The following is a 23,732-nucleotide window of genomic DNA, read 5'->3' as shown; positions in this document are numbered from 1 at the left end:
TTCCTTCTTCTTGTTATTCTAATTATTCTGCGTTGTCTAAAAATTCTTTGATTTTGTCGACATAACGATCAAAAAATGATCGTCTTATTTTTGTTTCTGTAGATTCATCTTTAGAAGCTTTCTGACCAACAACTTCTCTTTCTTCTTCGATTGTTTCTACTTTCTCAACGTAATTTTCTTCTACTTCGTATCGCTGTACTGGATTTGGAGGAGCGTTTCTGTAAACCACTTTTGGCTGTTCGTTCACCAATTCCATTCTAACAGCACTTTGTGAGCTGTTTTCGATACTGTTCATCACTAATCCAACTGCTGTTGCAAATAAAGGACTAGAAATTTCTTCACCAGAATTTCCAGCTAAGTGCTCGTTTGGATATCCAATTCTAGTATCCATTCCAGTAATGTACTCAACTAATTGTTTGATGTGCTTTAATTGAGCTCCACCACCCGTTAATACAATACCTGCGATTAGTTTTTTGCGAGGATCTTCGTGACCGTATGCTTTAATTTCTGCAAAAACCTGTTCTACAATTTCCACAACTCTTGCGTGAATAATTTTAGAAAGATTTTTTAACGAAATCTCTTTTGGCTCTCTTCCTCTTAAACCTGGAATAGAAACAATCTCGTTGTCTTTATTTTCTCCTGGCCAAGCAGATCCGAATTTTATTTTTAGAAGTTCAGCTTGTTTTTCAATAATAGAACATCCTTCTTTAATATCATCTGTAATTACATTTCCTCCGAAAGGAATTACAGCTGTATGACGAATGATGCCATCTTTAAAAATAGCCAAATCTGTTGTTCCGCCACCAATATCGATAAGCGCTACACCAGCTTCTTTTTCTTCTTGACTTAAAACAGCATCTGCCGAAGCCAATGGTTCTAATGTCAATCCTGACAATTCAATTCCTGAACTCTGAATACATCTTCCGACATTTCTGATTGAAGATGCTTGACCAACCACAACGTGAAAACTAGACTCTAATCTTCCGCCGTACATTCCGATTGGCTCTTTAATTTCAGATTGCCCGTCGATTTTAAATTCTTGTGGTAAAACGTGAATGATTTCTTCTCCTGGTAACATCGCAAGTTTGTTTACTTGATCAATTAGAAGTTGAATATCATTTTCGCCAATTACTTCTTCAGGATTATTTCTGCTGATGTAATCTGTATGCTGAATACTTCTGATGTGCTGTCCGGCAATACCCACGACCACATCTTTAATTTTATAACCCGAATTATTTTCTGCTTCGATTATAGCCTGTTGTATAGACTGAATCGTCTGCGTAATGTTGTTTACTACTCCTCTGGCAACACCCAAACTTTTGGATTTGCCAATGCCCAAAATCTCCAACTTACCATACTCATTTTTCTTGCCGATCATGGCAACGATTTTGGTTGTTCCAATATCTAGACCTACTGCAATATTATCTTTTTCCATTTTCTATTATTTAGTGCAAACTACTTGTTCCGTAAACCTAAGGTCAATTTTTTTGTATTTGTATAACGAACTATCTAAAACTGCTTTTTGAAAAAACGCTTTATAGTTTCTAAATTTCTTATCAACATTCATTGTTCTACCAAAATCTATGAAGTAATCATAGTTACGGTTAAACATTTTTAAGCTTCCATTCGGCATAATCTCTATAGCAATGATGTTTTTTTTCAAAAACGCATCGTCATAAATTGTGCGAAATAAAGCTGCTAAATCTTCGTTATTTTTTTCATTAATTGCCCCTGAAACAAGAGGAACTCTCGCAGTGAAATTGTCCGACAAGGGCATTTTATTACCCTCGTAATCAATATAAAAAGAAGAACCGCCGTCATAAACTCTTGCTATGGGCGTCTTCTGTTTTACTACTGCTTTTAGAACTCCATCGATACTTACAAAAACATTTGACTTTTCAATCATCTCTTGCGTATCGAGGGTTTTCTCTATCTTATTCAAATCTAGTTCATCTTTTCTAATACTGGAAGCGTCTCTTTTATTTTCTATCAACAATTTATTAACCGTTTCTGGTTTCACAAAAAGCGTATTTTCTCCTACAAAAACAACCATAGATTTTTTCAGTTTTCTATCTCCATTTCGATGTTGTGCGAAAGAATATAGAAAAAGAACAAGTCCAATAATGAGTACTAATCGAATATTTGTCCAATTAAATATTTTCATTTAAAACCTTTTTTATTGACGGAACCATTTCTCCCAGATCACCAGCTCCAATTGTTACAATAATAGGCGCATCACTGGCTTTGATTTCACCTAATAAATTTTCTTTTGCAACAATTTTTTTGTTCGAATTTGTCATTTTACCCAAAAGCCACTCAGAAGTAACACCTTCCATCGGAAGCTCTCTTGCAGGGTAAATATCCATCAAAAACACTTCATCAAACTGCGATAAACTTGCCGCAAATCCGTCAACAAAATCTCTTGTTCTGCTAAATAAATGCGGCTGGAAAATTGCTAAAACTTTACGTCCTGGATACAACTCTCTAACTGCCTGATGAACAGCATTAATTTCTGTTGGATGATGTGCATAATCATCAATATAAACTAAATTTTCGCTCTTAATTTGGTACGAAAAACGTCTTCTAATTCCGTTGAATGAAGCAATGGCTTTTGCAATAGAATCGGTCGGGGTGCCGAATGTCTTAGCCATTGCAATAGCCATCAATCCATTCATTAAATTGTGTCTTCCAGGCAATCCAAAACGCAAATCCTTCATAATTTCTGATGGCGTCTGCACATCAAAAACATAAGCCCCATCCTCAATGCGAACATTAAAAGCCTTATAAACAGCATCTTCATTTACAGCACATTGAACTCCCTCTAAAGGCAATTCTTTTGTAATGAAGAGATTATTTTTATCTTCTACTTTGGAAGCAAATTCTCTAAAAGAAGCTTCAATTGCGTCACTTGTTCCGTAAATATCCAAATGATCTGCATCCATTGATGTCACACAAGCAATATCTGGACGCAAGTGCAAAAACGATCTATCAAATTCATCTGCTTCTACAACAGTTACCGTTTTTCCGCTTCCAATTAAGTTTGAATTGTAATTTTCTACAATTCCACCAATGAAAGCTGTTACATCAGCGCCGCTTTGAAACAAAATATGTCCCAAAATACTAGATGTTGTAGTTTTTCCGTGCGTTCCTGCAACCGCAAAACAAAAAGTGTCTTTACTTATGATTCCAAGAACTTCAGCACGTTTTTTAACCTCATAATGTCTTTCTATAAAATAATTCCATTCTGAATGTGTTTTCGGAACAGCTGGCGTATAAATTACCAGCGTATTCTCTACATAGTAATCTTTTGGAATTAAATTAATATCATCTTCAAAATGAATATCAATACCGCTTTCAATCAATTCATCAGTTAGCATAGAAGGCGTTTTATCGTAACCTGAAACTTGTTTTCCAATAAACTTGAAATAACGAGCTAAGGCACTCATTCCGATTCCTCCGATACCAATAAAATAAACGTTTTGTATTTGATTTAAATTCATTTTTTTCTTGCTTTATGCCGTAAGCCTTTAACTTTTGTCTTTATTTTCTAATTCTATTACATTCCTTTAGACAGCGCATCAAGCTTAAAGCTTATTGCCTATAGCTTACTGCCTATTAATTAACTTCACAATTTGTGCTACAATATCCTGTGTCGCTTTTGGTCTTGCTAGTTTTTTAATATTATCACTTAATTGTTTTTGTTTTCCTGAATCTTTTAGCAACGCTTCAAAAACGATACTAAATTGTTCGTTCAGCTCAGATTCTTTCAACAAAATGGCACCTTTCGCATCAACAATTGCTTGCGCATTTTTGGTTTGATGATCTTCAGCTACATTCGGAGATGGAATAAAAATCACTGGTTTTCCAACAATACATAATTCTGATACTGATGAAGCTCCTGCACGTGAAATTATTACATCTGATGCTGCGTAAACAAAATCCATTCTTTCAATAAAATCGACCACTTTTACATTGGGCTGATTGTATTTTTTATAATCTTCAAAATATAATTTCCCACATTGCCAGATTACCTGAACATCTTGCGAAAGAAAATTTTGCAATTCTTTTTCAATTAACTGATTGATTCTTCTTGCGCCTAAACTTCCTCCTAAAACCAATAATGTTTTTTTATTGGGATCTAAATTGTAAAAAGCAATTGCTTCTTCACGTTTGCTTTCAATATCAATTAAATCCTGACGAACTGGATTTCCCGTTAAAACAATTTTCTCTTTTGGAAAAAAACGCTCTAAATTCTGATAAGCCACACAAATTGCATTTGCTTTTTTACTCAGCAATTTATTTGTAATTCCAGGAAAAGAATTCTGCTCTTGAACAACTGTCGGAATTCCTGCCGAACCTGCCGCCTGTAATAAAGGTCCACTGGCAAAACCTCCAGTTCCAATTACTACATTCGGTTTAAATTTTTTAATTATTCTTTTTGATTCCAATAAACTGCTTGCCAATTTTAATGGAAACATTAAATTTTGTAATGTCAACTTACGTTGTAAACCCGCAATCCAAAGACCTTTTATTTCGTAACCTGCCTGAGGTACTTTTTGCATTTCCATTTTATCTTTGGCGCCTACAAAAAGAAATTCAGCATCTGGGAATTGTAATTTCAATTCATTTGCAATAGCAATTGCAGGATAGATATGCCCTCCTGTTCCTCCTCCGCTAAGTATGAATTTATACTTTGTCATCTTTCTAAAAATTACAACTTTTTAAAAAACTTTTATATTTTAACTCTATTTATTTAAAACCGCATTCATCGGATTTCTCGAATTATCTTCTATAGAATAAGCTGGTTCTGCATCATATATTTCTTGAGGAATTACATCATCTTCTGCCAATTCTCTATCGATCAATCGCTGTAAAGCTTCTTTTCTCTTTTCTTTTTCTAGTTTTTCTTCAGCAATCTCTTCTTCTTTTTTCGTCACGCTGATTATGATTCCAAGTCCTAAACAGGTCATCCAGATTGAACTTCCTCCACTACTTATCAATGGTAATGTTTGTCCGGTTACTGGCAATAATTCAACTGCAACTGCCATATTGATCATTGCTTGAAATATCATCGGAAACCCAACTCCAACGACGACTAATTTTCCAAATAATGTTGGCGCTTTATGAGAAGCCACTACAAATCGGAATAAAAGCAATAAGTACAGAATTACGATTGCAACCCCGCCAACCAAACCGTATTCTTCAACAATAATGGCGTAAATAAAATCGGAAGAAGATTGTGGCAAGAAATTTTTCTGAACGCTTTTTCCCGGTCCTAATCCTCCTAATTTTCCTGATGCGATTGCAATTTTTGCCTTTTCTATCTGATAATCGTCTTCGTCTGGTTTATCTGTTGTAAAGTTGGTAATACGACTTTCCCAAGTTGAAACCCTGCTAAAGAATCTCGAATCTGGAAAGGCTTTTGCAACCAAAAGGAAAAATGCCAGCATTGCGATTCCTGAACCAATAATAAATCCGATATATTTTAAAGGATATTTCCCGATGAACGTTAGCATCAAAACCATTGCAAAAATCAACGCTGTAGTCGAAAAGTTTGCCGGTAAAATCAGCATTAAAGTGATAAACACCGGAATCCAAAGTTGAATTAATGAAGTCTGAAAAGGTTCATTTTCTTCTTTGGTTTTTGATAAATATCGTGCTACATAAATAAAAAGAACGATTGACGCTAATGTTGATGTCTGAAACGTGATTCCAATAAAAGGAACTTGAATCCAACGACTTGCATTTGCTCCTGCGATAACAGTTCCTTTCAACAAGGTATAAAGCAATAAGAACCAAACAATAGGCAACGCAATTTTAGAAATAGCTCTAAAATAATGATAAGGCACTTTGTGAACCCAATAAATAATCAAGAAACCGATGCAAATATGAGCCAAGTGTTTTAGCAAATACCCTAAAGTATTTCCTGTTCCGTGCCCAATGTATGCCAAATTACTACTCGCACTAAAAACAGGCATAAACGAAAACAGCGCTAATAAAGCCACGAATGACCATATTACTCTATCTCCTTTTAGTTTGTTTACTAGTTCTTTCATATTTTTTGTTTCAGGTTTTATTTTGTTTCAGGTTTCACGTTTCAGGTGTCGAACTTGAAACCTGAAACGTGAAACTTTAAACTTTTATCTACAAGTTGTGAACTGCTTGTTTGAATTGTTTTCCACGATCTTCGTAATTTTCGAACAAATCGAAACTTGCGCAAGCTGGAGACAATAAAACCGCATCACCTTTTTCTGTTAATCTTTGAGCCGTTTTTACAGCGTCATTCATATTGTTAACTTCAACCATAATATCAACAACGTTTCCAAAAGCATCTATAATTTTACGATTATCAACTCCTAAACAGATAATTGCTTTTACTTTTTCGCGAACTAAAGACATTAATTCGTTGTAATCATTTCCTTTATCAACACCTCCAACAATCCAAACTGTTGGAACATTCATACTGTCTAAAGCAAAGAAAGTTGCATTTACGTTAGTAGCTTTTGAATCGTTGATATATTGAACGTTTTGTATTTTTAATACTTTTTCTAAACGGTGTTCAACACCTTGAAAATTAGATAAACTTTCGCGGATTGTTGCATTTCTAATTTGCATCAATTTCGCTACAGAGCTTGCTGCCATTGCGTTTTTCATATTATGTTTTCCTTCTAACGCAATGTGTTCTGTGTCCATTGTAAACTCTTCTTGGTTGATCTTAATTTCCATTTTGTTGTTATTTATAGAAGCCCCTTCATTGAATGATTTTGTCAATGAAAAAGGAATTAATTTTGCTTTTGTTTTATTCTTTTTTAACCATTCTGTACTCGCTTCATCATCTGCATCATAAATAAGATAATCGCTTTCGGTCTGGTTCATCGTTATTCGAAATTTCGAATTGATATAATTTTCATATTTATATTCGTATCGATCTAAATGATCCGGACTAATGTTTGTTATTATGGCAATATCCGGTCGGTAATCTATAATTCCGTCTAACTGAAAACTGCTCAATTCAAGAACGTAAACATCATATTTATTTTCTGCAACCTGCCAGGCGAAACTCTTTCCGATATTTCCTCCAAGTCCAACATTCAATCCTGCATATTTCAGCAAATGATGTGTTAGCATTGTCGTGGTCGTTTTTCCGTTACTTCCAGTTATTCCGATTGTCATTGCTTCTGTGTAAGGAATTGCAAATTCAATTTCCGAAATCACCTTTATTCCAGCAGCAATAAGCTTTTTCACTATCGGAGATTTATCTGGAATTCCTGGACTTTTCATTACGACATCAGCATTAAGAATCAAATCTTCTGTATGCTGCTCTTCTTCCCAAGGAATTTTATTAATGATAAGAACTTCTTTGTAACTCTCTTTTATCTTTCCGAAATCAGATACAAAAACTTCGTATCCTTGTTTCTTTCCGAGGATCGCGGTTCCTACACCACTTTCTCCTCCTCCTAAAACTACTAGCCTCATCTATCTTAGTTTTAAAGTAATGATTGATAAAATGGCTAACATTACGGCAACAATCCAAAAACGGGTTACGATTTTACTTTCGTGATATCCTTTTTTCTGGTAATGATGATGAAGAGGCGCCATTAAAAAGATTCTTCTTCCTTCACCAAAACGTTTCTTTGTATATTTAAAATAAAATACCTGTATAACCACTGAAGCACTTTCTGCCAAGAAAATTCCACAGAATAAAACAATCAATATTTCTTTTCGAACTGCAATTGCTAAAACCGCGATAATTCCTCCAATTGTCAAACTTCCTGTATCTCCCATAAAAACCGATGCCGGATAAGAGTTGTACCAAAGAAAACCAATTAGCGCTCCTACGAATGCCGATATGAAGACCGTCATTTCTCCCGAATTAGGGATATACATAATGTTTAGATAATTCGAGAAAATGATATTACCAGAAACAAACGTAAATATTCCGAGCGCGAGGACAGAGATTGCAGATGTTCCTGCGGCGAGTCCATCGATTCCGTCTGTAAGATTTGCTCCGTTTGAAACCGCAGTGATGATGAAAATAACAACTGGAATAAAAATCAACCAAGCCCATTTTTCATATCCATCTCCCATAAAAGATAATACTTCAGCATAATCAAATTCGTTGTTTTTTACGAAAGGAATTGTTGTTGCTGTAGATTTCTCCTCAACTGGAGCTGGAAGTACAACAGTAGTATTTGTTGTTGTTCTAAAAACATCTGTACGACCTGTATCTGTTCTTACCGTAACCGCAGGATTAAAATAAAGAACTGCTCCAACGATGATTCCTAAACCAACTTGACCAATTACTTTAAAAATACCTTTAAGTCCTTGTTTATCTTTTTTGAATATTTTGATATAATCGTCCACAAAACCAATTGTTCCCATCCATAGCGTAGTAACAATTAACAAAACGATGTAAATATTATGCAATCGAGCAAACAACAAAACAGGCAGCAAGGTTGCAAAAATGATAATCAATCCACCCATTGTTGGCGTACCAGCTTTTTCATTTTGACCTGCAAGACCAAGTTCTCTAACCGTTTCTCCTACTTGCTGACGACGTAAAAAGTTAATAATTCTTTTACCATATATAGTCGACAAAAGCAATGAAAGCATAAATGCCAAAGCTGATCTAAATGTGATGTACTGGAAAACTCCCGTTCCAGGAAGATCCAATGTTTTATCAAAATATTCGAATAAATAGTACAGCATATTTCCTTGTTTTTTTAAATTCTAATTTTGAAATTTCAAATTCCAATTCTGTGGTATTTGAACTTAAAAATCTTTTTATTATTTATTTAGTTGTTCTAAAATCTCTTTTATTGTTTCCATATCATCAAAATGATGGCGAATACCATTTATTTCTTGATATGTTTCGTGTCCTTTTCCTGCAATTAAAACAATATCTTTGGGCTGAGCCAATTGACAAGCGGTTTTAATAGCTTGCTTTCTATCTGTAATTCGCAGCATTTTTTTGTAATTCTGAGGCTCAACTCCTTGTTCCATTTCATCCAAAATAACTTCTGGATCTTCATTTCTCGGATTATCGGAAGTCAAAACCGCTTTATCACTTAAATCTGAAGCGATTTTTGCCATAATAGGACGTTTTGTTTTATCTCTGTTTCCTCCACATCCAACAACAGTAATTAACTGTTCATTTTTTGTACGAATGTCATTTATAGTTTTCAAAACATTTTCTAGCGCATCTGGCGTATGGGCGTAATCTACGACAGCCGTAATTCCGCCATCTGATACGATATACTGAAAACGACCTGAAACACTTTCTAAATCAGACAATAAACGCAACGCTTCAAGACTATCAATTCCGAGCTCTACAGCCGTTCCATAAATAGCTAAAACATTGTATGCGTTGAAAGTACCAATCAGTTTTACCCAAACTTCATTATCATTAACTTTCAATAATAAACCAGATAATTGGCTTTCTAAAATCTGCGCTCTGTAATCTGCATAAGATTTTAAAGCGTAGGTTAGTTTTTTAGCCGCTGTATTCTGAAGCATCACAGAACCATTTTTATCATCTATGTTTGATAAAACAAAAGCTGATTTTGGCAATGAATCAAAAAATGACTTTTTAACATCTCTATATTCAGCAAATGTTGGATGATAATCCAAATGATCGTGAGAAAGATTCGTAAAAATTCCGCCTACAAAATGCAAAGCTTCTGTACGTTTTTGGTGAATTCCATGCGAACTTACTTCCATAAAACAATGTGTAACTCCTGCTTCAACCATTTCATTTAAATAATGATTGATTGTTAAAGAGTCTGGCGTTGTATGCGTTGCTGGGTATTCTGTTTTATCTACTACAATTTTTACAGTTGATAATAAACCAACTTTAAAACCTGCTTTTTCGAACAATTGAAACAATAATGACGCAATTGTTGTTTTACCGTTTGTTCCTGTTACACCAACTAATTTTAATTTCGAAGACGGACCTTCAAAATAATTAGCCGCCATAAAAGCCAAAGCCGTATTGGTGTCTTTAACTTGAATATAAGTTACTTCAGCAATAGTATTTTCTGGAAGCGTATCACAAATAATAGCTTTTGCTCCAAGCTGAATCGCTTTTTCAATGTAATCATGTCCATCTGAAAGTGAACCACGAATAGCTACAAAAACATCATTTGATTCTACTTTACGTGAATCGAATTCAATTTTAGAAATAGCAATATCCGTAGAACCCTTTACAGATTCGATAGCTACTTTATATAATATGTCTTTTAATACTTTCACGATAATTCTAATACAATTGTTGTGTTTTTGTTTATACTGGCTCCAGCTTGAATTGATTGATTCTTCACTTTCCCCATTCCATTTACTTTTACTTTCAAACCTAAATTCTCTAGTAAAGCAATTGCATCCATTCCTGGCATTCCTTTTAAATTCGGAATTTGGTTGATTTTTTTATTAGCCTCAACCGTATATTTATCATAACTAGCGTCTTGTTTTGGAACTCTAGTATCTAATTTTTTAATTTTATTTGTCGAAGGCGCATCTGTAAAAATCTTTTGGGCAATTCTTTTAAAAACTGGCCCTGCAACGTCTGCTCCATAATAATTATTCTTAGCTGTATTTGGTTTATGAACCACTACAATACAAGAATATTTTGGATGGTCTGCTGGAAAATATCCAACAAAAGAAGACGCATAATACAATGCTGATTTTCCTTCCTTTCCTCCATAATTCATTTGAGCCGTTCCTGTTTTTCCTGCCATCGAAAAATCTTTTGAATACAGTTTAGATCCGGTTCCTTTTTTAACCACATTTTCTAAAACTGCTTTTACTTTTTTAAGTGTTTCTGGCGAACAAACTTTTGGATTAATTACTTCTACATCAAACTTTTTAATCGTTTTATTCCATTCTTTAATTTCTGAAACAAATTGTGGTTTTACCATTACCCCGTTATTTGCCACTGAATTATAAAGAGCCAAAGTCTGCATTGGTGTAACCGAAACGGAGTATCCAAAAGCCATCCACGGAAGTGAAATTCCCGACCAGCTTTTATCTCCTGGCTGAGGAACAATTGGCCTTCCTTCTCCTTTAAAATGCAATCCTAAAGGTTTATTCAAACCAAAACTTTTGATATGATTTACAAACTTGGATGGATTACTTTTATAGTTTTCATAAACTGCCTGAACCATAACCGTATTAGACGAAAGTTCAAAACCTCGTGCTAGCGACACTTTTCCATAACCTCCATGATGAGAATCTCGCACAGATCTCCCATAATATTTAACCACACCATTGTGACTGTCATAAACTGTACTTGTGTCTGCTACTTTATCTTCTAAAATCGCCATTAAATCAACTAATTTAAAAGTTGATCCTGGTTCATGAGATTCTGCGATTGCGTAATTTGTTGTTTCATAGTATGATCCGTCTTCTGCTCTTCCTAAATTCGAAATCGCTTTCACATGACCTGTTTCTGTTTCCATTACTACCACACAACCGTGATCTGCTTCATAATCTTGTAATTGCTTCAATAAAGCGTGATGCGCAATATCTTGAATAAAAACATCTATAGTCGAAATAACATCATAACCATCAATTGGATCCACTTCGTTAACATCTCGAATAGGTTTCCACTGCCCTTTTGCAATTTTCTGTTTTAGAATTTTACCATCTTTTCCGTTCAAATAATTTTTAAAAGCCCATTCGATTCCTTTCCCTACTTCTACTCCTGTTTCTGGATCAATACGATCATAACCAATGGTTCTTTCTGCAATTTTACCTATAGGATGCTTTCTAACAGTTTCTTGCTCCACTATAATTCCACCTTTAAAAGCTCCTAAACTGAATAATGGAAAACTTTTTATTTTTACATATTCTGTATAGCTTAACTTGCGAGCGATTAAATAATAACGGTTTTTATTCTCTCGAGCTTTTCTTAATTCTTTTTGAAAATAACTGCTTGGCTTATCTAAAACTTTCGCAAGAGAATCTGATAATGGCTTTACATACTTTTCAAAAGTTTCTGTTTTTGGCGCTTTGGCATCAAAACGAATCTCGTAATTAGGAATTGAAGTTGCCAACAAACTTCCGTCTGCAGAATAAATATTTCCTTTGTTGGCTGGAATCACAAAGTTTCTTACAGTTCGCTGTTTAGCTAGTTTTCTGTAATAATCTCCCTGAACCCATTGAATATTGGTCAATTTAACGACAATAGCAATTGCCATCACAAAGATGAAAACTGCTACGAGGTAAATTCTGTAGGATATATGTTTATCTTCTACTGCCATATTCTTTTAAAGAAACTTTTCTCTTCTTCTTTTTTAACTTCTATTTTCACTGGAGGAACTGTCGACGGAAAAATTTGTTTTTCTAACATTTTATCCGAGATCGTTGACTCCATTTTTAACTTCATCAATTCTGAACGTCGATCTACAAATTCAGATCTAAGTTCTTTGGTTTCATTATTCAATTTCGCAATTTCAAAAACCTTTTGTTCGTATCGCTGTGTGTTGGCAATCATCAAAATGGCTAGCAGAATTATAAAAACAATAAATCGCCAGTTTTTTACTGCATCCTCATGAATCAGGAATCTCGCTTTCAATATGCTAAATACACCACTTTTCATTATTTCCTACCTTAATATATATTATATCTTTTCAGCTATTCTTAATTTGGCACTTCTTGCTCTATTATTTATCTTGATTTCCTCGTTATCTGGAACAATCAGTTTTCCGATAGTTTTAAATGGAACTGAAAAGTTTCCGTAAAAATCTCTTTCTGGCTCTCCTTCAAACATTCCGTTTTTTATAAATCTTTTTACCAATCGATCTTCTAGAGAATGATATGAGATTACTGAAAATCTTCCGCCTGGTTTTAAAATCTCTAATGATTGCTCGATAAATTCTTTTAAAACATCCATTTCCTGATTTACCTCAATTCTGATTGCCTGATAAATCTGAGCCAGAATTTTGTTTCGAACTTTCTCAGGAAGATATTTCTTCAAAACCTCTTTTAATTCATCTGTTGTTTTGATAGGAGAATCTTTTCTTGCCTCAACAATTGTTCTTGCTAAAACTGGCGCATTTTTCAACTCCCCATAATCAAAAAAAACACGACGTAAATCCTGTTCTTCATATTCGTTAACCACTCGATAAGCATTTAAATCATTTTTTTGACTCATCCGCATATCTAATTCGGCATCAAATCTTGTAGAAAAACCTCTTTCCGGAACATCAAACTGATGTGATGAAACGCCTAAATCTGCTAAAATTCCATCAACTGCTTTTACTCCGTGAAAACGTAAAAATCTTTTTATGAACCTAAAATTTTCGTTTATCAAAGTAAACCTTTCGTCTGGCAAAGCATTAGCAAGCGCATCTTCATCTTGATCAAATGCAAACAGCCTTCCGTTTGGCCCTAATCTTCTTAAAATCTCCTTTGAATGACCACCGCCTCCAAACGTAACATCTACATACACACCATCAGGTTTAATATCTAAACCATCTACAGTTGGATGAAGCAAAACCGGATTATGATATTCCATCTTCGTCGTCATTAATATTTCCCATTACTTCTTCGGCTAAATCTGCAAAATCCATATCTTCGCCGCTTATTGATTTTTCGTATAAATCCTTATCCCAGATTTCTACTATATTAACCGCCGATGAAAAAACTACATCTTTAGAAATACTCGCAAACGTTACCAAATCTTTTGGAACTAGCAATCTTCCTAATGCATCAACCTCAACCACTTTAACACCAGCCGTAAACCTTCTAATGAAATCGTTGTTCTTTTTTACAAAGCGATTAAGCTTGTTAATTTTTTTCATCATTAAATCCCATTCTTCCATAGGATATAATTCTAAACACTGCTGAAAAACAGAACGCTTCAAAACGAATCCGCTTTGAAGAGAAGCCGTCAATTGCTTTTTTAAAGGCGCAGGCATCATTAGCCTCCCTTTAGCATCGACTTTACACTCATATGTTCCAACAATTGTGTTCAAAAAAAACTAGTTAACATGTTATACAGCAAAAATATAAAAAAAAATACCACATTTTACCACTTTATACCACTTTGTTAATAAGTTTAACCACTTTGCTACCACTTTCTATAATTCACAATCAATCAATACCTTAACTATAAATTAACAGATTTACAAATACGTTAATTATTCAAAAAAATAATGCGCTAATTTTCTTAAAAATTTGATTATAATGCAGTTTTCTTAACATTTACATAATTTACCAAAAACAGCATTAATTACTGATTTTTAACCCCTTACAACTTCTACTAAAATTATCTAGTTAAAAAATGGCAGCAAAAATTCATTTTTATTTATTTAACCCTATATTTGTCGAAATTGAAATTGGCATTAGATTAGATGGACAAACACTATAAAAAAGAAGGCAAATACAGCTATTTTGAAGCTGGAGAAGGAACTCCAATTGTTATTCTGCATGGATTAATGGGAGGTCTTAGTAACTTTGATGGTGTAGCACAATATTTCCCGACAAAAGGATATAAAGTTGTTATTCCTGATTTGCCAATATACACGCAAAGCATTTTAAAAACGAACGTAAAAAGTTTCGCAAAATACGTAAAAGACTTTATCACTTTTAAAGGTTTTGACAAAGTAATTCTTTTAGGAAATTCTCTTGGAGGACATATCGCTTTGTATCACACAAAACTTTATCCTGAGAAAGTTGCCGGACTTGTAATAACCGGAAGCTCTGGACTTTACGAAAGTGCAATGGGAGATAGTTACCCAAGAAGAGGCGATTACGAATACATCAAAAAGAAAGCTGAAGATGTATTTTACGATCCTAAAATCGCTACTCCTGAATTGATTGATGAAGTTTATGCAACAGCAAATGACCGAATAAAATTAATCAAAACTTTGACGATTGCTAAGAGCGCAATTCGTCATAATATGGCCAAAGATTTACCAAAAATGAATGTAGAAACCTGCATTATTTGGGGTAAAAATGACTCTGTAACACCGCCAAATGTTGCCGAAGAATTTGATAAATTATTACCGAATTCTACTTTGTACTGGATTGACAAATGCGGACATGCTGCAATGATGGAACATCCAGATGAATTTAATGAAATTCTGGAAAAATGGCTTACTGAGCAGAAATTATAGTAAACTTTCGATTTTAAGGAGGTTTTAAAAACAAAAGACATGAAAATTAATACCGCCGAATTTATTATCAGTAATTCTGATGCTTCAAAATGCCCGACTGAATTCTTGCCGGAATATGCATTTATAGGCCGATCTAATGTTGGTAAATCATCTTTGATTAATATGCTTACCAACAATAAAAATTTAGCAAAAACCTCTAGCAGACCTGGAAAAACACAATTAATCAACCATTTTAAAATCAATAATAATTGGTTTTTGGTCGATTTGCCTGGTTATGGTTATGCGAAAGTTTCTAAGAAAACAAAATCTGTTTTTCAGCAATTTATTACTGATTATTTTGAAAATAGAGAACAATTAGTTTGTGCTTTTGTTTTAATTGATATTCGTCATGAAGCTCAAAAAATAGACATTGAATTTATGTCTTATATGGGAGAAAGCGAAATTCCGTTTTGCATTATTTTTACAAAAGCTGACAAGATTAGCAGAACAAAAATTGACTCTCATATTGCAGCTTACAAAAAACAAATGTACGCTAATAATTGGGCTGAAATGCCTCAATATTTCGTAACCTCATCTACAGAATTAACCGGAAAAGAACAAGTTCTATCTTATATTGACGAAGTAAATCAGGAAGTATTTAAAAATAATTCAGGTTTTTAAAAATAAATAACCAATAAAAAAATCCCAAATTCCAACTATAACAATTGGATTTTGGGATTTTTTTATTGATTTTTTTTTTAAGCTTCTTACTTTGTAAGCTCTAATTTTTCTGCGAAGTAGTCACAGAAATCTTTCATAGTATCAGACATTTTTTCGTCGTCTGTTGCACGTTTAAAAGTATCTGCCATTGCTACTAAAGTTTGGTGGAAGAAAATTTTCATTTCGTCTACAGGCATATCTTTTGTCCATAAATCGATACGCATTGTTTCTTTCGCTTTACTGTCCCAAATAGACAACATAATTGCCTTTGCTTCTTCTGCCTGAACACCGCCATCTTGTGCACTCCATGTTAATTTTTCTGGAACACGGTTTTCATCTAATTCTATATTGAATTTAATCTCTGAGTTTATATTTGCCATTATTTCTTAGGTTTATATTTTGATTTTTCGAATATTTCTTTTGCATCTGTTTTAAATAATTCTGCTAAAGAAACTTCACTATTATTTTTCATGTAAGAACGTACCATCTGCCAGCCAATCCAAGCTCCAATTCGGCCAGGAGAATCGTTGTCAATTTCTAAAAAGAATTTGGAAAAAGGTGCAGGAGTCATAAATCGAGTTCTCAATTTAGGATCATCGCTGTAAAGCATTTCATTTTCTATAAAATACCTCCAGATGTAAGCTTCATTTTCTTCACACCATTTTATTTGCTCAGGCGTGTAGCCCATTTTTTCTGCATCGGTGTAATCTGGAAGCAATAAATCTTTAGCATAAAGCTGTTTTCCTTCAAAAACCATTTGCGCCACCAGACTCCTATCTGGAGAATCTGGAATATTACGATAAGAAAAACTAGAAACCACGTCTGGCATAATTTGTCTTTCTTCGAAATTCTGTTTTAGATAATTAGGAAATTCATAAAACTTATGTTCTTTTCCTAAATACAATTCCAGAGCCACAATAACAAGACTGTCTGCGTAAATTGCTTTTGCATTATAATCCATTTCTCCAATTACGGTAATTACCTTTGGAATTTTAGTTTTAGGAAAATAATATTTTACGTGCTGAAAAAGCGCATCAAATTCTTTGTGAACAGGCTCAAAATTACTGTACTTTTTCTGTACTTCATCATAAACTTCTTTCCAAATCGGATCGTTCATTTTTTGCAACCAGACGTTATCATCATTACCCGCAGGAAAAAAGAACGGATATTGTTTTTTTACCTGTGCGAGGTCTTGAGGTTTCGTTTCAAAAAACACCTTATCAAAACGCTCTACTTTAATATCAACAGGGATTTCTTCTACTGCTTTTTCGACCTTACTTTTTTGGTTGCAGGACAAAAAAAACAGGCATAGAACCACTGCAAAGCGATAAATTTTCATTTTATTTTAATTAGATTTGTGTTATCAGAATTTAAAGTAGTTGTATACTCAAAATAATTCTGCAAATATACATCCCTGTACTTTAAAACTTAAACTATTATGGCTAAAAAAAGCACAATTCAGACAGAAAAAGTAAATACGCATATTGTAGAGTGGTTAAAAAATTACGCTAACAATGCAAAAGTAAACGGTTTTGTAATAGGAATCTCCGGAGGTGTAGATTCTGCAGTAACTTCAACTTTATGCGCGCAGACAGGACTGAAAGTTTTATGTGTAGAAATGCCTATTCATCAGGCAGAAAGTCAAGTAAATAGAGCAAAAGAACATATTTCGCAATTAAAGAATCGTTTCCCAAATGTTTCTGAAGTTCAAACAGATTTAACTGCCGTTTTCGAATCTTTTAAAAGCGCTGTTCCAAAAACAGACGACGAAGCGAAAGTAAATTTAGCCTTAGCAAATACTCGGGCACGTATCAGAATGACATCTTTATATTATTTAGCTGGAATTCACGGTTTATTGGTTGCCGGAACTGGAAACAAAGTCGAAGATTTTGGTGTAGGTTTTTATACAAAATATGGAGACGGCGGTGTCGATTTGAGTCCGATTGCAGATTTAATGAAATCTGACGTTTATGCTTTAGGAGAATTTTTGCAAATTCCACAATCAATTTTAACAGCTGCACCAACAGATGGATTATTTGGAGATAATCGTACAGATGAAGATCAATTAGGAGCAAGTTACGACGAATTAGAATGGGCAATGTTGGCCGCGGAGTCAGGAAATACGGCAGCTGACTTCGAAGAGAGAGAAAAATCTGTCTTCGAAATTTATAAACGATTAAACACCAGCAACAAGCATAAAATGGATCCAATTCCGGTTTGTTTAATACCAAAAACGTTAAAATAAAAGATTTTAACATTCTAAGAAAGATATTACAGAATTTATTTATTAATTTTACCACTCCAAAAACATGAACAATTCTAAAAAAGGTAAAAATTATGATTAAAGTATGTCTAGCAGACAATCATCCTGTTACGCACTTTGGCGTTAAGTCTTATTTCAAAGACCACGATCAAATTTCAATTGTTGCCAACGTAGGCAATTTTTCAATGGTTAGAGATATTCTTCAAACGAAGGAAATCGACATTCTAATCTTAGATTTAGAGTTAGAAGGTCTTTCAAGTATCTTTGAGATCAAATCTATCTTGAAAAATTTCCCAAAAACAAAAATTGTTATTTTCAGTGATCTTGCTGAGCAAATGTACGCTCCAAACGCAATTAAAGCAGGAGTTTCTGGGTATGTACACAAAACAGAAAAACTTGAAACATTAGGTCATTCTATTATTAAAGTACACGAAGGAAAAATTATCATCAACGAAACAGTACGCAAAAACATGGCACTTATTGCGAAACAAAGCAAAAGCGAGCGTCTGTACAGAAAACTTTCTAACCGTGAAATCGAGGTTTTACGTTATTTAAGTGATGGTAAGAAAAACAATGAAATCTCTAAAATCTTAAATCTGAACGAAAAAACGATCAGTACTTACAAACTGAGATTATTAACTAAATTGAATGTTACTAATTTAGTAGACTTGGTTAACAAAGCGAAGACTTTAGAAATTATTTAATTACAATTCGAAAACCTTAATCTTTAAGAAATTCGAGAAACTATAAAACTCTATCTTTTTTGATTTATCAGATAAGATAGAGTTTTTTCCTTTTTAGTGATACGGGACAACTACTCGTCCTAACTTTTTCGAAAAATTATTCAGCAATTTTGAATAATCTATAACCATACTCAAAACTTCCGAATTATCTTCTTGCGGATCAGTCATCAGAGAATTTTTTAATTCTGCAATAATTCCTGAAACCAAATACCATCTCATCGAAAAAATAGTATCAGAAACATTCTGTTCTATTGTTTCGCTTTTGTGTTTTGGAAAAATATTCTGTCCTTCCCAATTATGAATGGTCAATCTTTCATCTTCCATTAAAATATTGGTTACTTCCTGAGCAAATTCAGGCTCAAGATGCATTAAATATTTATCTAAACTAAAAGTTTCGTTTTGATTATAAAAGTCAATAATATTATTATAGATATTCTGAAATAAGATATTCGATAATTGAACCTCATCTTCTTGCAGACTTAAATATATTTTTTGGAATACTTTATATTCTCTTTTTTCAGAAACTTCTTTTACGTTTCCTTCTTCGTCGGCTTTTAGAAAAACGTCCTCAAAATTTTCAACAACATTTCCGTACAAAAGAAGAATCTCTATAACTTTTCTTTCAAAACCATATAGAATATCAACTTTTTGAGTTTGTTCTTGCGGATAATATCCAGGATCTCCAGGATAATCATCTGGCGGCCCCGTTCTCGGATCTTCTGGATCTCCTCCAGAAAATGTACCTGCTTGCGGAGGCTGATTTCTATGAACCTCAAAAGGTTTTTGTTCTTGTTTCTGTTTTTTATTTGCTTCAGCAATATCTTTCTGAATTAATTGCGCCAAAGTACTCACCAAAACCTGCTCTGAAATTTCCATAATTCGAGCACATTCCTGAATATAAACTTCGCGTTGAATACGATCTGGTATTTTAGAAATACTCGTAACCATGTCGCGAATCAAGTCGGCTTTTTTAATCGGATCGTTTTTCGCTTCGCCCATTAAAATCGAAGCTTTAAACTGTATAAAGTCTTTACTGTTATTTTCTAAATAAGAAACTAAATCATCATGAGAATTTTTTCGCGCAAAACTGTCTGGATCTTCTCCGTCAGGAAAAGAACAAACTCTTACGTTCATTCCTTCTTCCAGAATTAAATCGATTCCACGAATAGAAGCTCGCAAACCAGCCGCATCTCCATCAAAAAGAACAGTAATATTTCTTGTTAGACGATTTATTAAACGAATCTGATCTGGCGTTAAAGCTGTTCCAGACGAAGCCACAACATTTTCGATTCCGGCTTGACTGAACTGAATAACATCTGTATAACCTTCAACCAAATAACAATTGTTTTGTTTGGCAATAGATTGTTTGGCATGATAAATTCCGTAAAGGACTTTACTTTTATGGTAAATATCACTTTCTGGCGAATTCAGGTATTTTGCTGCTTTTTTATCATTGGTTAAAATACGTCCTCCAAAACCTAAAACACGGCCTGACATACTTTGAATTGGAAACATCACACGTCCTTTAAATCGGTCAAACGGACGATCTTCTCTTGCAATGGTTAAACCTGTGCTTTCTAAAAATTCTAATTTATATCCTTTTCCTAAGGCTTCTTTCGTCAAAGCATCCCAAGTTTCTGGAGAATATCCTAAATTAAATTTTTTGATGGTTTCGTTTGTAAATCCTCTTTCTTTAAAATAAGACAAACCAATTGCTTTTCCTTCTTCAGAATTTACCAAAACATCCTGAAAATATCTGGCTGCAAATTCAGAAACCAGATACATACTTTCTCGAATATCTGTATTTGCTTTTTCTGCTTCAGATTGTTCGGTTTCTTCGATTTCGATATTGTATTTTTTGGCTAAATACCGAATAGCTTCTGGATAGGTAAATTGAGAATGCTCCATTAAGAATTTCACAGAATTTCCGCCTTTTCCCGTACTAAAATCCTTCCATATTCCTTTTGCGGGCGAAACCATAAACGAAGGAGAACGCTCATCTGAAAACGGACTCAGACCTTTAAAATTACTTCCTGCACGTTTTAAATTCACGAAATCGCCAATAACCTCCTCTACTCGAGCAGTTTCAAAAACAGAATCTATGGTATTTTGTGAAATCAAAGTGAACTAAATTTTAAGAGTTGAGAGCTTGCAAAAATACGTAAATCCTATCGTAATTTTAATGATTTTTAAAACAAAAAAGCATCTTGATGGAGATGCTTTTTTCACTAACTAAACGACCAGTATTTTAGTTCAAATCTAATCTAAGTCCTAACGAAACGTTATTCTCTTTTACTAGATTATTCTGAAACAATGGGTTTAAATCATATTTAAAATATAAACTCAATTCTCTATAACCGATATACGAACTCAGACCGTAAACAAAATTATTTACATTGTAATCTCCTTTTATAGTGGTTTTGTATTTTAAATCGTCTTCTTCAAATTTTAAAATCTGTTTCGATTTTACATTCACTCCAGCATAACCTCCAATTCCGAAACGGAAACTTTTATGTGTTTTAAAATATTTTACACCATCTTTTTCTGTTGGTCTAGAAAAATCAAATTCTAAATGAACTGGCGCAACCAAATACACATTTCTAAAACGAGATTCTGTTAAATGTACCGGATTTACTTCTAAATTTGTCTGATCGCCATCTACCACAAAACTTCTATTATCTGTCGGGCGAATATTGTTATACATTAACGAAAGACCGTATTTAGCATGAAGCAGATTATCGTTTTTCATTAATCTTGAATTATAAGTAAAACCCCATTCGTAAAAATGCGAGCCCATGAAACGATAATTTGAATCTTGAAGTTTTCCATCGGTCATTATATTGTTTAACCCCATTGCGAAAACAAATTGAGAAGTTGTTCTTTTTTCACCACGAATAGAATCTCTATGATATTTAACAACCTTCCAGCTTATTTTATATACTTTAGATGAATCTTCCTTTATTTTTCCGTCTACTTTTTTCTGAACCAAATCATTTAGTTCATTTTGAGCCAAAGTAATTTTTTCTTCCATAATTACAGCTCTTGCCTCTGCTAGTTCTTTTTTACGTTTTTCAGCCTGTTCCTGCGTAATTTTTCCTTCAGACAATTGCACGTTTACTGCTTCGACTTCTTCTTTTAAAGCTTCTTTTTCTTCTTTTGTAATCTGTTCTATTTTATTGGCAATTCTTTTTGTTTCAGATTCAAAAGTTTCTTGGCCAATTACTTTGTTTACCAAAAGGAAAAAGAAAAGGATGGCATAAATGGTAAAATTTTTCATGATTGATTGATTTAAAATATTTGATTATGATTGATGATTAATGAATGAAAATTGATAATTGATAATTGATAATTGATAATTGATAATTGATAATTGATAATTGTTAATTGTTAATTGCTTTTATTCGTTTCTTGTTGATTTCTGTTGGACAAAGCCACTTTAACCTCTTGAAAGTTTTTGTTGACTTTTGTGATCATTTTTTCTCTAAAAGAAAGTTCCAGTTCGCCGTCTACTTGATTTAATAGCTCATTAGCATTAATTTTTATTTTCGCCTTTTTGGTTGTTCCTTGAGCCAAAACTTTTTCTTCGGCTTTTTCTAATAATTGGTCGACATTTTCTTTTTTAGAATTTTCAGCAATTGCATTTTGATTGTTTGTTGATTGTTTTTCTTGATTGTTTTTGATGATGATTGAAGACTCCGCTATTTGATTTGATTGGTTATTAATACTTTTATTTGAAATATGTCCCGAAGCTTCGGGATTAGTTTTTTCTTTTTTAATTAAAGTTTCTTCTGAAGTTTTTTCGGCAATAACACTTTCCGATTTTATCGAATCAACTTTGTTTAAAATTGGTTTTGAAATCGAATCTTTTTCAGTTTCTTTTTCTACAACAACTGTTTCTGTTGGCTCTACATTATTTTTATTTTGATTGAAAAAGATTGTTCCAACCAATAAGAATCCGATGAAACTTGCGGCGATGTAAAGCCATTTTCTTTTTGACTTTTTCTTTGGTTTCTTTTCTTCGACTATACTCAACATTGCATCCAATCGATCCCAGGCTTTGTTGCTTGGTTCAATTTTGCGTTCGTTCAGTTTTTCACGGAAATCCTTTTCAAAATTATTCGGTTCCATTATCTTGTTTTTTTAAAATAGTAATTTGTGTTTGCAGCATTTTTCTAGCGTGCGATAATTGCGATTTTGATGTTCCTTCATTAATTCCTAACATCTTGGCAATTTCATTGTGTTTGTAACCTTCAATGGCGTATAAATTGAAAACCATTTTGTAGCCATCTGGCAAAGCATCAATTAAATACTGAATTTGTTCTACTGTAAATTGACTATCGATTTCATTGAAGCTTTCTTCAACAAAAAATTCATCTTCGGCAAATTTTACTTTTTTCTGAACTCGTAAATACGAAATGCATTCGTTAACCATAATTCGGCGGATCCAGCCTTCAAAACTTCCTTTGTGCTCGAAGTTTTTCAAATTTGTAAACACTTTCATGAAAGCGGTTATCATTACATCTTCTGCCAATTGAATGTCTTTTATATATTGACGACACACACTCAACATTTTTGAAGAAAACTTACTATAAATCTGCTGCTGTGCCTGACGATTATTTTCGACAGCCAACTTTATGATTTTGGTTTCTTCTTGATGTAACTGAATAATTTTCATTAATAAGCTTTTCGGTTTTGGTTTTAGAAGCAGACTTCTATTAGCATAGACGATTGTCGATTTAAAATGGTTGCATGAAGGTGAAAAAAAATATCAAATTTTAAATTTAAAAATCAAAACACAAATACAAACAACTGTATTTCAAACAAATGAATACAATATTTACATTTATTTTTTTTTAATTTTAATATCTTAATTCAAGATAAAACATTACTCTTTTTTGAGTTTAGAAGTTT

At 33.4% G+C, this 23,732-nt stretch carries 22 protein-coding genes; 4 read left to right on the top strand and 18 right to left on the bottom strand.

Annotated features, from left to right (window positions below):
• Nucleotides 1-22: 22 nt before the first annotated feature.
• The 12 genes from ftsA to mraZ all read right to left on the bottom strand — a co-directional run bounded on the left by ftsA (nucleotide 23) and on the right by mraZ (nucleotide 13,973).
• Entirely contained in the window at nucleotides 23-1,435 is a 1,413-nt protein-coding gene (ftsA, locus tag NYQ10_RS08560) for a cell division protein FtsA (RefSeq protein WP_289879980.1), read from the bottom strand.
• 6 nt (nucleotides 1,436-1,441) lie between these two features.
• On the bottom strand, nucleotides 1,442-2,164 hold the full coding sequence (locus tag NYQ10_RS08555; RefSeq protein WP_276175081.1) for a cell division protein FtsQ/DivIB: 723 nt from the start codon (nucleotides 2,162-2,164) through the stop codon (nucleotides 1,442-1,444).
• Nucleotides 2,151-3,500, bottom strand: coding sequence for a UDP-N-acetylmuramate--L-alanine ligase (gene murC, locus NYQ10_RS08550; protein WP_289879978.1), 1,350 nt, complete (start codon nucleotides 3,498-3,500; stop codon nucleotides 2,151-2,153). Before murC ends, NYQ10_RS08555 begins: the two co-directional genes overlap by 14 nt.
• Before the next feature lie 105 nt (nucleotides 3,501-3,605).
• A complete protein-coding gene (gene murG, locus NYQ10_RS08545; protein WP_289879977.1) occupies nucleotides 3,606-4,700 on the bottom strand; it encodes an undecaprenyldiphospho-muramoylpentapeptide beta-N-acetylglucosaminyltransferase in 1,095 nt (364 codons plus the stop codon).
• Between the two features lie 45 nt (nucleotides 4,701-4,745).
• On the bottom strand, nucleotides 4,746-6,056 hold the full coding sequence (locus NYQ10_RS08540; RefSeq protein ID WP_289879975.1) for an FtsW/RodA/SpoVE family cell cycle protein: 1,311 nt from the start codon (nucleotides 6,054-6,056) through the stop codon (nucleotides 4,746-4,748).
• 88 nt (nucleotides 6,057-6,144) lie between these two features.
• Complete coding sequence (gene murD, locus NYQ10_RS08535) at nucleotides 6,145-7,476, bottom strand: UDP-N-acetylmuramoyl-L-alanine--D-glutamate ligase (protein ID WP_289879973.1); 1,332 nt, start codon at nucleotides 7,474-7,476, stop codon at nucleotides 6,145-6,147.
• Complete coding sequence (mraY, locus tag NYQ10_RS08530) at nucleotides 7,477-8,709, bottom strand: phospho-N-acetylmuramoyl-pentapeptide-transferase (RefSeq protein WP_289879972.1); 1,233 nt, start codon at nucleotides 8,707-8,709, stop codon at nucleotides 7,477-7,479.
• Between the two features lie 78 nt (nucleotides 8,710-8,787).
• A complete protein-coding gene (locus NYQ10_RS08525; protein ID WP_289879970.1) occupies nucleotides 8,788-10,251 on the bottom strand; it encodes a UDP-N-acetylmuramoyl-L-alanyl-D-glutamate--2,6-diaminopimelate ligase in 1,464 nt (487 codons plus the stop codon).
• A complete protein-coding gene (locus NYQ10_RS08520) occupies nucleotides 10,248-12,257 on the bottom strand; it encodes a penicillin-binding protein (RefSeq protein ID WP_289879968.1) in 2,010 nt (669 codons plus the stop codon). The genes NYQ10_RS08525 and NYQ10_RS08520 overlap by 4 nt, the downstream gene beginning before the upstream one ends.
• Nucleotides 12,248-12,595, bottom strand: coding sequence for an FtsL-like putative cell division protein (locus tag NYQ10_RS08515; RefSeq protein WP_289879966.1), 348 nt, complete (start codon nucleotides 12,593-12,595; stop codon nucleotides 12,248-12,250). Before NYQ10_RS08515 ends, NYQ10_RS08520 begins: the two co-directional genes overlap by 10 nt.
• A gap of 21 nt (nucleotides 12,596-12,616) precedes the next feature.
• Nucleotides 12,617-13,525 carry a 16S rRNA (cytosine(1402)-N(4))-methyltransferase RsmH gene (gene rsmH / locus NYQ10_RS08510; RefSeq protein WP_289879964.1) on the bottom strand — a complete coding sequence of 303 codons (909 nt, stop codon included), beginning with the start codon at nucleotides 13,523-13,525 and terminating at the stop codon, nucleotides 12,617-12,619.
• The gene (gene mraZ / locus NYQ10_RS08505) at nucleotides 13,500-13,973 is read right to left on the bottom strand and encodes a division/cell wall cluster transcriptional repressor MraZ (protein ID WP_184157698.1); all 474 of its coding nucleotides are present in this window, start codon (nucleotides 13,971-13,973) and stop codon (nucleotides 13,500-13,502) included. The genes rsmH and mraZ overlap by 26 nt, the downstream gene beginning before the upstream one ends.
• Before the next feature lie 378 nt (nucleotides 13,974-14,351).
• Here mraZ and NYQ10_RS08500 point away from each other — a divergent pair, with 378 nt between their 5' ends.
• On the top strand, nucleotides 14,352-15,116 hold the full coding sequence (locus NYQ10_RS08500) for an alpha/beta fold hydrolase (RefSeq protein WP_276175092.1): 765 nt from the start codon (nucleotides 14,352-14,354) through the stop codon (nucleotides 15,114-15,116).
• A gap of 39 nt (nucleotides 15,117-15,155) precedes the next feature.
• Nucleotides 15,156-15,776, top strand: coding sequence for a ribosome biogenesis GTP-binding protein YihA/YsxC (gene yihA / locus NYQ10_RS08495; RefSeq protein WP_276175093.1), 621 nt, complete (start codon nucleotides 15,156-15,158; stop codon nucleotides 15,774-15,776).
• Nucleotides 15,777-15,862: 86 nt separating this feature from the next.
• On the opposite strand, the gene gldC is transcribed toward yihA, so the two are convergent.
• Together gldC and gldB are read right to left on the bottom strand one after the other, a co-directional pair.
• A complete protein-coding gene (gene gldC, locus NYQ10_RS08490; protein WP_289879962.1) occupies nucleotides 15,863-16,195 on the bottom strand; it encodes a gliding motility protein GldC in 333 nt (110 codons plus the stop codon).
• A complete protein-coding gene (gene gldB / locus NYQ10_RS08485) occupies nucleotides 16,195-17,154 on the bottom strand; it encodes a gliding motility lipoprotein GldB (RefSeq protein WP_289879960.1) in 960 nt (319 codons plus the stop codon). Before gldB ends, gldC begins: the two co-directional genes overlap by 1 nt.
• A 99-nt stretch (nucleotides 17,155-17,253) precedes the next feature.
• Between gldB and nadE the strand changes: the two genes are divergently transcribed.
• Nucleotides 17,254-18,060, top strand: coding sequence for an NAD(+) synthase (nadE, locus tag NYQ10_RS08480; protein WP_289879957.1), 807 nt, complete (start codon nucleotides 17,254-17,256; stop codon nucleotides 18,058-18,060).
• Nucleotides 18,061-18,152: 92 nt separating this feature from the next.
• Entirely contained in the window at nucleotides 18,153-18,782 is a 630-nt protein-coding gene (locus NYQ10_RS08475) for a response regulator transcription factor (protein WP_008467169.1), read from the top strand.
• Nucleotides 18,783-18,875: 93 nt separating this feature from the next.
• Here NYQ10_RS08475 and dnaG read toward each other — a convergent pair whose 3' ends face one another.
• The 4 genes from dnaG to NYQ10_RS08455 form a co-directional block, all read right to left on the bottom strand.
• Entirely contained in the window at nucleotides 18,876-20,942 is a 2,067-nt protein-coding gene (dnaG, locus tag NYQ10_RS08470) for a DNA primase (RefSeq protein ID WP_289879955.1), read from the bottom strand.
• A gap of 127 nt (nucleotides 20,943-21,069) precedes the next feature.
• A complete protein-coding gene (locus tag NYQ10_RS08465) occupies nucleotides 21,070-22,098 on the bottom strand; it encodes a hypothetical protein (RefSeq protein ID WP_289879953.1) in 1,029 nt (342 codons plus the stop codon).
• 110 nt (nucleotides 22,099-22,208) lie between these two features.
• Nucleotides 22,209-22,949 carry a hypothetical protein gene (locus NYQ10_RS08460; RefSeq protein WP_289879952.1) on the bottom strand — a complete coding sequence of 247 codons (741 nt, stop codon included), beginning with the start codon at nucleotides 22,947-22,949 and terminating at the stop codon, nucleotides 22,209-22,211.
• Nucleotides 22,936-23,496, bottom strand: coding sequence for an RNA polymerase sigma factor (locus NYQ10_RS08455; protein ID WP_276175100.1), 561 nt, complete (start codon nucleotides 23,494-23,496; stop codon nucleotides 22,936-22,938). The genes NYQ10_RS08460 and NYQ10_RS08455 overlap by 14 nt, the downstream gene beginning before the upstream one ends.
• Nucleotides 23,497-23,732: the final 236 nt, after the last annotated feature.

Source organism: Flavobacterium johnsoniae (assembly GCF_030388325.1).
GTDB classification, from domain to species: Bacteria; Bacteroidota; Bacteroidia; order Flavobacteriales; family Flavobacteriaceae; genus Flavobacterium; species Flavobacterium johnsoniae_C.
This window is presented reverse-complemented; position numbering and strand designations above follow the sequence as displayed.